Source organism: Kitasatospora sp. NPDC127111 (assembly GCF_042677465.1).
Classification (GTDB): domain Bacteria; phylum Actinomycetota; class Actinomycetes; order Streptomycetales; family Streptomycetaceae; genus Kitasatospora.
Genome location: NZ_JBHXTG010000134.1, coordinates 1 through 10,769, shown reverse-complemented (window position 1 = coordinate 10,769; position 10,769 = coordinate 1). Strand labels below are relative to the sequence as shown.

Sequence of the window (10,769 nt, the reverse complement as noted above, 5' to 3'; positions counted from 1 at the left end):
GTTGGCGGCTGCGGCGAGCTCTGCCGGCGGGGCGAAGCGCCGCTCCTCCTTGAGCAGGTTGGCCAGGCTCTCGTTGCTCAACGCGCACTCCTCATGCTGTTCCTGCGGTTCCTTGCCGGTCCTCACCGGCCCTCGCCGGGGGCGGGCTCGCTCCCGGTCCGCGCCGGGGGTGGCCCTCCCGGCGCCACCCCTCGATCATCACGGGCGCCGGACGCCCTCGGTCCCGCTCGGGGCTGAACTCTCGGTGCCCGAACTTAAACCTTTCGGTACCGGGCCGGCCGGTGGCGGGAAACCGCCCCGGGGCCGTACCACGGGCCGAAACCCCGTCAACCGGCCAAAGCCTTCGGTTCCGACCGTCATCCGCCACCCGTCCCGCGCTCCTAGCCTGGCCACCGGCGGTGCCCGGCGACCGGGCCCGCCGAGCGGCCGCACCCGTCCCGCACGGGTCCGGCCCCTCGCCCGACGGGGGACGCCAGCAAGGGGAACATCGGATGGCACTGCACAGGACGGCAACGGGACGAACCGAGCGGGTGGTCACGGCCGGGCCCCCGACGAACCGGCCGCTCACCGCTCTCACGGCCGCCGCCCTCCTCCTGCTCGGCGGGTGCGGCACCGCCGCCGACGGCACCGCCGCCGGACCCCCGGCCGCCCCGGGCTCGACGGTGCCGGGCCACGGCACCGCCACCGACCGGCCGACGGGGGCGCCGGACGCCTCCCCGAGCGGGTCGAGGAGGCCGGAGGACCGTGCGCTCCCGGGTGGCCTCGGCGACCCGGCCACCGCACCGACGGGCAGCCCGGTGTTCGAGACCGACGGGCCCCGCAACCCCTCCTACGGGGGCCTGGGAACGCTGACCGCCTGCGACTCCGGGCGGCGCCTGGCCGTCCTGGACGCCCCGCTGTCCGACGTGCCCGACGGCGCCCGGGTGGGCAGCACGGCGCCCACCGGCGCCAACGGCGAGGAGTGGCTCGTGTGGACCGAGCCGGACGGCGGCCTGGTGCTGCAGTCCCTGCTCTCCAGCGGCTCACCCGTGCCCCGGCTGGTCACCGCGGACCAGGGTGGCGAGGTCGCGGTCCGGGACGAGGCCGCGGCGGGCACCGACGGCGTCCCGGCGCAGCGCTGGCAGCTCACCGACCGCCGGCCGCAGCCGGGCGCCGCCTCGGCGGACGGCTCCGCCACGCCCGACTGTCTGCGGATCAGGACCCAGGACGGCACCGGCTGCCTGCTCGACCACGGCGCCGAGTTGCCCCTGGTGGTCGGTGACTGCTCGTCGCGCGCCGCCTGGTGGAGCCCGCAGGGCCTGGCCACCCCGACCGGCGTCTGACGGCCCGTCCGACATCCCTCGACCGATCGGAGTCCGCCATGCCACCGACCAGCACCAGCGCCGGCACGACCGGCACCACCACCGTCCGCCCGTTCCCGTCGGCCGCCACGTCCGCCCCGGCCGGCGCGGACGACCCCGTCGCGCTGTACGCCGTCGACACGGCCGGTGCCGGACGGGCCGTCACCCGCGACGAACTGGCCGAGCAGGTCGACCGGGCCACCACCGCACTCGGCCGGCTCGGCGTGCGCCCGGGCGACCGGGTCGCCCTGCAACTGCCCTTGATCCCCGAGGCCGTGGTCGCGCTGCTGGCCTGCACCCGGATCGGCGCGGTCGCCACCACGCTCGCCCCGTGGGCGTCCCGGCAGCACGATCCGGCCGACGAGCTCGCCCGGCGCCGCCTCCGGCGCGTCCGCCTGCTGGTGACCACCGACGAGCGGGCCCCCGCCGGGGGCCGGCCCGCCGCGCTCGGGGCGCCGCCGGTCCTGGTGGTGCGCACGGACAGCGGACCCGCCCGCCGGCCGGACGACGGGTGGGCGTGGTGGCACCGTGCCCTCGCCGTGCCGTCGCCCCGGCCGCCCGGCCTCCACGGCCCCGCACCCGAGGAGCACGCGGCCGGTCTGCGGCTCGGCCTCCGCGGCCCCGCCGACGTCTACTGGTGCGCCGCCGGCCTCGACTGGCTGGTCCGCCACCCCGGGGCCGTGGCCGGACCGCTGGCCCTCGGGGCGGCGCAGGTCCTCTGCGAGGATCCCGCCCGCTCCGCCCGCCCCGAGCAGCTCCTGGAGACGCTGCACGCCTACGGGGTGACCGTGCTCCACACCCACCCCGACTCCCTGCACGACGTCCTGCGGCAGTCCCCCGCGACCGGGCGGCACGCGCCGGACGCACCCGGCCTGCGCCTCGTCGCGGCGGTCCCCCACCCCTCCGAGGACTCCGCCCCCGACCACTGGTACTGGCACCGGGAACACCTCCCCGCGCCGGCCTGGCAGCTGCGGCACGGCCCCAGCCCCTGGTCGCCGCCGCCCGCGGCCACCCCGACCGGTTCCCGCCCGGAGCGCCCCGGCACCGCCGCCCGGCCCTGACCCGCGGCCGCCCACCAGACCGACAGCCTCACCTCTCGGCCGGGCCCGAAAAGCAGAATCACCGTCAGCTCTTTTCGGAGGCCATGGCGAAAGCGGCCGGGGGCCGGCGGTCCACCCCCGCGGAATGCCGGCCCGGGGGAATGCCGGCCCGCGGAGAATTCCGAACCCACCGACTCTCCGGGAATTCCGGCGCGGTTATCCGCCGCCCGGGCGGGTCGTGGGTTGGCGAACGGCATCAGAGTCCGGCACAAAACACCGGCCAGTCGTGCACTCCACCCGTCATCCATCGGATTCCGCCTTCCCATCGAATTCGTACGGCGTGCGGAACGGGGCGCTTTTCAGCCGGCAGCAGTCGGTCGTCGGCGCAACGAATTCACCAGGAGAGCACCGCGTGAGGCTCGCACTCGTACGCCTCGACTTCGCCCCTGAGCAGCCCCGGCCCCCAGCCCCGCGGACACCCGCGAGCACGCCGAGCACCCTCGTCCGGGCGTCCTGAGCGTCCGAGGCGTCCGGGGGCGGGCTCCTCAGAGCGTCTGCTCCGCCCAGATGATCTTGCACGCGGGGGTGTACCGCGTGCCCCAGTGCTCGGCCAGCTGGGCGACGAGGAACAGGCCGCGTCCGCCCTCGTCCGTGTCCGCGGCGTAGCGCAGGTGCGGGGAGGTGCTGCTGGTGTCCGAGACCTCGCAGATCAGGGTCCGGTCCAGGATGAGACGGACGCCGATCGGCCCGCTGCCGTACCGGATCGCGTTGGTGATGAGTTCGCTGAGGATCAGCTCCGTGGTGAACGCCGGCTCCACCAGCCCCCACTCCGCCAGCTTCCGGCCGGCCGAGGCCCGGACCCCGGCCACGGCGGCCGGGTCCGGCGGGACGTCCCACTGGGCGATCCGGTCGGCCGGCAGCGCACGGGTGCGGGCCACGAGCAGGACGGCGTCGTCCGTCGAACTCGCGGGCAGCAGGGCGTCGAACACCGCGTCGCAGGTCTGCTCGGGCGTCCGGTCGGCGGCCGCCAGGGCGTCGCGCAGCAGTCCGAGCCCGCGGTCGATGTCCCGGCGGCGGTCCTCGACGAGGCCGTTGGTGTACAGCACCAGCCGGCCGCCCTCGGGCACCCGCACACGTGCCGTCTCGAACGGCAGGCCGCCCACGCCGAGCGGCGGACCGGCCGGCAGGTCGAGGTACTCCACCGTGCCGTCGGGCGCGATGAGCGCGGGCGGGAGGTGGCCGGCCCGGGCCAGCTCGCAGGTCCGCGACACCGGGTCGTAGATCGCGTACAGGCAGGTGGCTCCGGTGATCCCGGTGCCGTCCCGCGCGGCGGCGTCGTCCTTGTCGATCCGGTTGACCAGTTCGTCGAGGTGCGCCAGGAGGTCGTCGGGGGGCAGGTCCAGCATGGAGAAGTTGTGCACGGCCGTCCGGAGGCGGCCCATGGTGGCGGCCGCGTGCACGCCGTGCCCGACGATGTCCCCCACGACCAGCGCGACCCGGGTGCCGGACAGCGGGATGACGTCGAACCAGTCGCCGCCGACGCCCGACCGCGCGGGCAGGTAGCGGTAGGCGACGTCGAGGGCGTTCTGCTGGGGCAGCCCGCGGGGCAGCAGGCTGTGCTGCAGGGTCACGGCCATGCTGTGGTCGCCCGTGACGGCCGAGGAGATCTGTTCCTGGGTGGCGTACTTCGTGTCGAAGACGCCGGTGTTGCGGCCGAGGCGCAGCACCGCCACCCGGTCGGCGACCGCCCGCACGCTCTCCGGGTCGTGGCTGACCACCAGCACCCCGAGCCGCTGGGCCCGCAGGCGCTCGACCAGCTCCAGGACCAGCGCGGTCTCCCCGACCCCGAGGGCGGCCGTGGGCTCGTCCAGGATCACGATCCGGGGCTCGCCGATCATGGCCCGCGCGATGGCGACGGTCTGCCGCTGGCCGCCGGAGAGCGAGCCGACCGGGACCCGCAGGCTGGGGATCCGGACGGACAGGGCACTCAGCAGCCGGCGGCAGCGCCGCTCCATCTCGACCTCCCTGAGGACGCCGAACCTGCGCAGCTCGCGGCCGAGGAAGACGTTGGCGACCGTGTCGAGGTTGTCGCACAGCGAGAGGTCCTGGTGGACGGTGGCGATGCCGAGGCTCTGGGCGTCGAGCGGCCTGCGCAGGTCGACGCGCCGGCCCTCCCACTCGATCACCCCGCTGTCCGGCGGGGACACCCCGGAGACGACCTTGACCAGGGTGGACTTGCCGGCGCCGTTGTCCCCGACCAGCGCGACGACCTCCCCGTCGTTGATGTCGAGGCCGACTCCGTTCAGCGCCTGGACGGCGCCGAACCGCTTGGAGATGCCGCGTACGGCCAGCAGGGGCGTGCGTGCCACGGAATCGGTCTCCTTCCCGTCGCGGTGCGTGCTCGCATCACGGTTCACGGCTCGTGGTTCACGGTTCCCGGGGGACGGATCGGACCAGCAGCAGCGCGACGTCGTCGGTCCGGTGCTCCGCGTGACCGGCCCGCCCGATGAGCGCGTCCGCCAGCCGGTCGAGCGGTTCGCCGCCGTGGCGGGCGAGCGTGGCGGTCAGGTCGGCCTGCGCCTGGCCGAGGTCGGCGCCGGGGGTCTCGATGAGGCCGTCGGTGTACAGCACCAGGATGGTGCCGATCGGCAGGTCGATGCGGATCTGCGGGTACTCGGCGGCGGGGTCGACGTTCAGCACCATGCCGACGATCGGCTCCACCGCCCTCGCCCGGCCGTCCCGCCCGTACAGCAGGGGCACGGGGTGACCGGCGGTGGCCAGCCTGGCCTCCCGGCGGGCGAGGTCGACGCAGAGGTAGGTGCAGCTGGCCAGCAGGTTCGTGTCCAGGTCGTTCAGCAGCCGGTTGGTGCGGGCGAGCACGGTGCTCGGATCGGCGTCCGCTGCGGCGAAGGCACGGACGGCGGTGCGGACCTGGCCCATCAGCGCGGCGGCGTGGACGTTGTGGCCCTGGACGTCGCCGATGACGACGGCCACCGCGTCCGGGCCGACCCGGATGAGGTCGTAGAAGTCGCCCCCGACCTCCATGCCCTCGGTGGCCGGCAGGTAGCGGGCGCTGATCTCCAGGCTCGGGACCGCGGGCAGCGCGTGGGGCAGCAGACTCTCCTGGAGGCCGTGGGCGAGGACGAGTTTGGTGTCGTACAGCCGGGCACGGTCCAGGGCCTGGGCGATCAGGCCGCCGAGCGAGGTGAGGACGGCGCGCTCCTCCACGTCGAAGCGGTGCGGCTCGGCGAAGGCCAGCACGCAGGTGCCGATCAGCCTGCGCGAGGTGACCAGCGGCAGGTAGGCCCAGGCGGCCATCCCGTCCTGCGTCTCGTGGCGGTCCGGGTACAACCGCTCCAGCTCCGCGCGGGACTCGAAGAACGCCGGCACCGGATTGGTCGACGCCTGGACGCCGGGCGTGGACTCCGTGAGCGGGGTGCCGTCGAACCGGTCGACCAGGCCCGGCGGGTAGCCGCGGTGGCCGGCGATCCGCAGCCGGCCGCCCTCCGCCATCAGCACCGCGACGGCCTGGCCGCCGAAGGCCGGCAGGATCTGCTCGGAGACCATGCTCACCACGTCCTGCACGGTGATGGCCTCGGTCAGCGCGCTCGCGAGGTGGAGCAGGTGGTACAGCGCTCCGGGCCGCGTGTGCTCGGCCCGTTCGGCCGGCGTGCCCGCGCTCCGGTCGCCGTCGGCGGCGGCGATCCGCACGGTGACGCCGGACCCGTCCGGGAAGAGCTGGAACGACAGCCACCGGTCCGGCGGCCGCAGCGCGACGAAGGAGGTCGGATTCCCGCTGATCAGCGCCGCCCGGTAGTGGTACTCGTACACCGGATCGCGCAGCCAGGGCAGCGCCGTCCACGGCCGGGCGCCCAGCAGGCGCCCCACCGGCTCGCCGAGCAGCTCGGCGGCGGTCGGCGTGACCTCGGCCAGCTTGCCGTCCAGGTCGATGTCGCAGACGCCTTCGGGCAGCCGCGCCGCCATCGTGCCGGCCCGGGCGGCGGTGACGTCCTCCGCCACCGCGGGACGCGGGCCGGCCCGGATGGGACGCCCCGCGCCGGCCGCCTCCGCCAGCACCTCGGCCAGGCGCAGGGCGAGCGCGTCGAGCGCGTCGCGTTCGGCGGGCGACAGCGCGGGGGCGTGCGCGGCCGGCCACAGCAGGAAGACCACCCCGTACGTCGCCCCCCGCGCGACGAGGGGAACGGCCGCGAGGCAGAACGCGTACGGCATGGAGACGGCGACCCTCGGGTAGCGCCGCGCCATGTCCTCCGCGCCGCCCACCCACACGACCCGGCCGCTGCGCGCCGCCTCGGCCACCGGGACCGGCGCGGTCGTGCCGATCCGCTGCCACGGCCTGGTGAACTGCCGGGAGGCCCCGAACGTCATCACCAGTTCGAGCAGCTCCCGGTCGTCCGACAGCCGGTAGAGGCCGCCCATGTGCGCGCCGAGCCGCTCCGGCACCGACCGCAGGACCCGCGCCAGCACGTCGAGGCCGCGCCCCGCGTTCGCCTCGACGGCCTCCTGCCCGGGCCGCGACGAGGCATGCCATGACATGCTCATCGCAACACCTCATTCGGGCCGGCGGGTGAACCTGCAGTTCCATACTGGCCCGGGTGGGCGCCGAACGCCCCGTCGTTCGGCGCCCGGCGTTCAACGTCCGGCACCCGGTGCCCGACACGGCGGCACCCGGCACCCGGCCCCCGGCAGGCAGCGGGGCCGTCGGCCGCGGGCGCGACCGGCGGGCGGTCAGAGCAGGCCGCGCTCCGTGACGCGCTGGCCGAGCTGGAAGCGGCTCTGGGCGTCGAACTGCTCCATCAGGTCGGTGATCATCCGGCGCTCAGTGCGGAGGGAGACCCCGAGACGGCGGGCGGCCGCCTCGTCGGTGAGTCCGGCGGAGAGGAGGCGGAGCAGTTCGCGCTGCTGCGGGGTGATCTCACCGGCCGGGGTGGCGGGGGCGGCGCCGAGCACCTCGGCCTGCTCCCAGATCTGGTCGAAGAGCGCGCACAGGCCGGCGACCGCGCCGAGTTCGCGGATCACCGCCACGCCCTTGGTCAGGTCGTCGGGATCGAGGGGGACCATCGCGACCTCGCGGTCCACGATCTGCATCCGCATCGGCAGGACGCTGGTGGTCCGGGTCTCGCCACCCTGCGCGGCCAGCCAGTTGGCGTGCTCGACGCTGCCCGGGTCGTTGCGGATGCTGCTCAGGTAGACGGTCTTCACCTTGACCCCGCGATCCAGCAGCGCCTGCGTGATCGGGCGGCTGGCCTCGCGGTTCTCCGCGGTCTGCTTGCCGCCGGGGGCGAAGGCCATGGTCTCGCGGCAGGCCTGGGCGCCCAGTTCCTCCAGGCGGGCCCGGATCTCGTCCAGGCCCGTCAGGTGCTCGACGCCGCCCGCGCCCTCCTCCGGCCGCAGCATGGAGTACTCGGCGACCAGCCCGGCGATGGCGGCCCGGCTGGACTCGACCTCGTGCTGCTTGCGCGCGATCTCGGCCTGCCGGCGGGCGAGGAGCGCCTCGAAGGCCACCTTGGGGCTGACCGTGCGCATCGCGCCGTCGCCCTCCCAGGACGGGCGGATCAGCTCCTGGTCGGCCAGCTCGTCCATCGCGGCGCGGACGGCCGCCTCGTCCCAGGCGAGCGACTCGGCGATCCGGACCACTCCCCAGTTGGGCTGACTCAGCATGAGGCGGTAGACGGCCTCGGCCTGGTGCGTGAGTCCCAGCGTGGTCAGCATTCGGTCGGCCCCCTGGCGGTGAAGCGAGCTGCGCCGCAAACAATCGTTTCGTATACGTACGGTGCTGGACGCAAAGCCCTCATGCACATCTGGGCAGGTCCAGGTCAGAAAATACCACCGTCGCGGAACACGCAGACACCCGCCGATCAGCCGGTGTTCCACGCCGCCGCGCCCGCACGGGAACGGACGGGAAACGGATCGCGACCGGACGACCACCGGCCGCCACACAACGGGATTCATCACAGGAAACCGGACGCCCGGGCTGGCACAGGCGCGCCATGGCAAGAACGTGCCGACCCGAGCCCGCACATCGGCGCCCCGCTTCCACCATCGTGGCTGCGTGCATGTCGTCCACTTCACCATGACCCGCCCCCGCGACGCTCCGGTTCCGGCCGCCGGCACGGTGGCCGCCGCATTGCGCGCCGCCGTCCACCTCCACCACGGCCCCGAGCACGTCCGGGTGCACGGCTCGCGCGCCGGAGCGCGCGGCGTGATGTTCGTGCTCGCACCGAACCCGGACACCGCCCGCGCCCTGTGCCTGACGGTCTGTGTCCAGGCGATCGCCAGAACCCCCGAACTGGCCGGATGGTTCGTCCACGCCTGACCACCCGGACACCCCTGGCACAGTCCGGCCGCAGCCACTGACACAGATATGCCAGCGACAACTTGTGTCACCCGGGACCAGGGACAACCGGCTTGCGGGCGGGGCAGAATCGAACTCGTCGAAGCGCGGAGAGCACAGCACGGACCGCAACCCCGCCGACCACCCACACCACGTCACCGGGCATCCCCATGCCCGAAAGGAGTCACCATGTCCGCCAAGAAGTTCCGCCTCGTCTCCGTCGTCGCCGCCGCCACCGTGGTCCTGGGCGCCGCCGCCGGGCTCGCCGCCGAGGCGACCGGCACCGCGGCGCCGGACCGCGGTGCCGCCACGGTCGCCGACCAGCAGCCGACCACCCAGGCCGGCAGCACCACCGGCACGGGCGCCCAGCAGCACAACCCGCACCGGAACGACATGGGCTGGCAGTGGTGAACCGGCGCCGGCCCGCCCGGCACCACCGTCCGGCCCGCCCGGACCCGCGCCGCCCCGGACCCGACCGGCCCTGACCGGCCCCGGCCCGACCCGGACCCGACCGGACCCTGACCCCCGGACTCGGCCCTGACCCCGCACCAGCTCCCACAACTGCGTCCGAGCCGCCACGCGACGGCCCCGGCTCGGCGGAGGTTCCATGACCACTCCTCTCCTTCCGACCGCCCACCCGGCCGGCCTCAGCTTCGAACTGCTGGGCGAGGTCCGGGCCTGGCGGGACGGCGTCGAACTCCCGCTCGGAGCGCCCCGCCAGCGCGCCCTGCTCGCCGTCCTGCTGCTGCGCGCCGGCTCGCCCGTCGGCCGCGACCACCTGATCGACGGGATCTGGGGCGACGCCACCGTGGCGGACGGCGCCAACCTGGTGCAGGCGTACGTCTCCAAGCTGCGCAGGCTCTTCGAACCCGACCGGGCACCGCGCACCACCGGCGGCGTGCTCACCCGGGTCGGCACGTCCTACCGGCTCTCCGTCGGCCCCCAGCAGTGCGACCTCGGCCGGTTCGAGCAGTCGGTGGCCGACGCCCGCGCGCTGCGCTCGGCCGGACAACCCGACGCCGCCGAACGGACCCTGGCCGCCGCCCTGGACTCCTGGCCCGGCCCCGCGCTCACCGGCGTCAGCGGCCCGCTGCTCGACGTCGAACGCACCCGGCTCGCGGAGCTGCGGCTCGCGGTGGTCGAGGAGCACGCCGAGCTCGCGCTCCAACTCGGCGGCCACGCCTGGCTGGTGCCCCACCTGCTCGTCCTCACCACCGAGCACCCGTACCGCGAGCGGCTCTGGGCGCTGCTCATGGTCGCGCTCTACCGGGGCAGCCGGCAGGCCGACGCGCTGGCCGCGTACCAGCGGGCCCGGCACACCCTGACGGAGAACCTCGGCCTGCTGCCGGGACCGGAACTGCGCGGGATCGAGGAGGCGATCCTCGCCGGACGCCCCGACCCGCTCGCGCCGGCCCGCCCCGCCGACCCGCTCGTCCTCACCCGCCCGACCCCCGTCGAACCGGTCGGCGCCGCGCGGCCGGGCGAACCGGTGACGGCCCGTGAAACCCCGGCGGCGCGGTCGCCGTACCCCGCGGAGCCGTCGCCCGGGCGCCCGCACCTGGCCCTCGTCGGGACGGCGCCCGCCACCGTGCCCGCACCGCGTGCGGCCGCACGCGGCCCCTGGGCCGACGGACCGGCACGCCTGGCCCGCTGACACGCCCGGCCCGCTGAGGCAGCGGACCGGCACCGCACCGGTCCGCCCCCACCCCCCGCGCGGCCGAGGACGCCACGACGGCGGTCCCCCGCGGTCCGCCCGCGACCGCCCCCCTCCGCCGACCCCGCCGACCCCGCCGACCCCGCCGACAGCCGTGCCTCAGGACGGCTCCCCGCTCGGCCCCGCGCGCCCTCCCCGGCTCCGGCGTGTCCGCCGCGCCCCCTTTCCCCGCGTCCCCTTTCCCCGCGCGCCCTCCCCCCGCTTGCCCCCGCCGCCGGGGGGCCGCCCCCGCCCCCCCGCCCCCCCCCCGGGGCGCCCAGGGCGGCCGAGCAGAGGGGGTAAAAACAAAAAAAAAGCCCCGAATGAGAGGTGGGTGTGAGAGG

The 10,769-nt window shown here is 75.5% G+C and carries 8 protein-coding genes; 5 read left to right on the top strand and 3 right to left on the bottom strand.

Features of this window, described 5'->3' with window-relative positions; all coding sequences use genetic code 11:
• Positions 1-491 precede the first annotated feature (491 nt).
• A complete protein-coding gene (locus ACFVHB_RS39220) occupies positions 492-1,322 on the top strand; it encodes a hypothetical protein (protein ID WP_380332612.1) in 831 nt (276 codons plus the stop codon).
• A gap of 38 nt (positions 1,323-1,360) precedes the next feature.
• Entirely contained in the window at positions 1,361-2,401 is a 1,041-nt protein-coding gene (locus ACFVHB_RS39215; RefSeq protein WP_380332609.1) for an AMP-binding protein, read from the top strand.
• Positions 2,402-2,925: 524 nt separating this feature from the next.
• Here ACFVHB_RS39215 and ACFVHB_RS39210 read toward each other — a convergent pair.
• The 3 genes from ACFVHB_RS39210 to ACFVHB_RS39200 form a co-directional block, all read right to left on the bottom strand.
• The gene (locus ACFVHB_RS39210) at positions 2,926-4,749 is read right to left on the bottom strand and encodes a SpoIIE family protein phosphatase (RefSeq protein WP_380332606.1); all 1,824 of its coding nucleotides are present in this window, start codon (positions 4,747-4,749) and stop codon (positions 2,926-2,928) included.
• A gap of 58 nt (positions 4,750-4,807) precedes the next feature.
• Positions 4,808-6,940 (bottom strand): SpoIIE family protein phosphatase, encoded by a 2,133-nt coding sequence (locus ACFVHB_RS39205; RefSeq protein WP_380332603.1) that lies wholly within the window; start codon positions 6,938-6,940, stop codon positions 4,808-4,810.
• A gap of 186 nt (positions 6,941-7,126) precedes the next feature.
• The gene (locus ACFVHB_RS39200) at positions 7,127-8,110 is read right to left on the bottom strand and encodes a helix-turn-helix transcriptional regulator (RefSeq protein ID WP_380332600.1); all 984 of its coding nucleotides are present in this window, start codon (positions 8,108-8,110) and stop codon (positions 7,127-7,129) included.
• A 340-nt stretch (positions 8,111-8,450) separates the two neighbouring features.
• Between ACFVHB_RS39200 and ACFVHB_RS39195 the strand changes: the two genes are divergently transcribed.
• The 3 genes from ACFVHB_RS39195 to ACFVHB_RS39185 all read left to right on the top strand — a co-directional run bounded on the left by ACFVHB_RS39195 (position 8,451) and on the right by ACFVHB_RS39185 (position 10,386).
• On the top strand, positions 8,451-8,714 hold the full coding sequence (locus ACFVHB_RS39195) for a hypothetical protein (protein ID WP_380332597.1): 264 nt from the start codon (positions 8,451-8,453) through the stop codon (positions 8,712-8,714).
• 207 nt (positions 8,715-8,921) lie between these two features.
• Positions 8,922-9,143, top strand: a complete 222-nt coding sequence (locus ACFVHB_RS39190) for a hypothetical protein (protein ID WP_380332595.1) — start codon at positions 8,922-8,924, stop codon at positions 9,141-9,143.
• 196 nt (positions 9,144-9,339) lie between these two features.
• Entirely contained in the window at positions 9,340-10,386 is a 1,047-nt protein-coding gene (locus ACFVHB_RS39185; protein ID WP_380332592.1) for a BTAD domain-containing putative transcriptional regulator, read from the top strand.
• Positions 10,387-10,769: the final 383 nt, after the last annotated feature.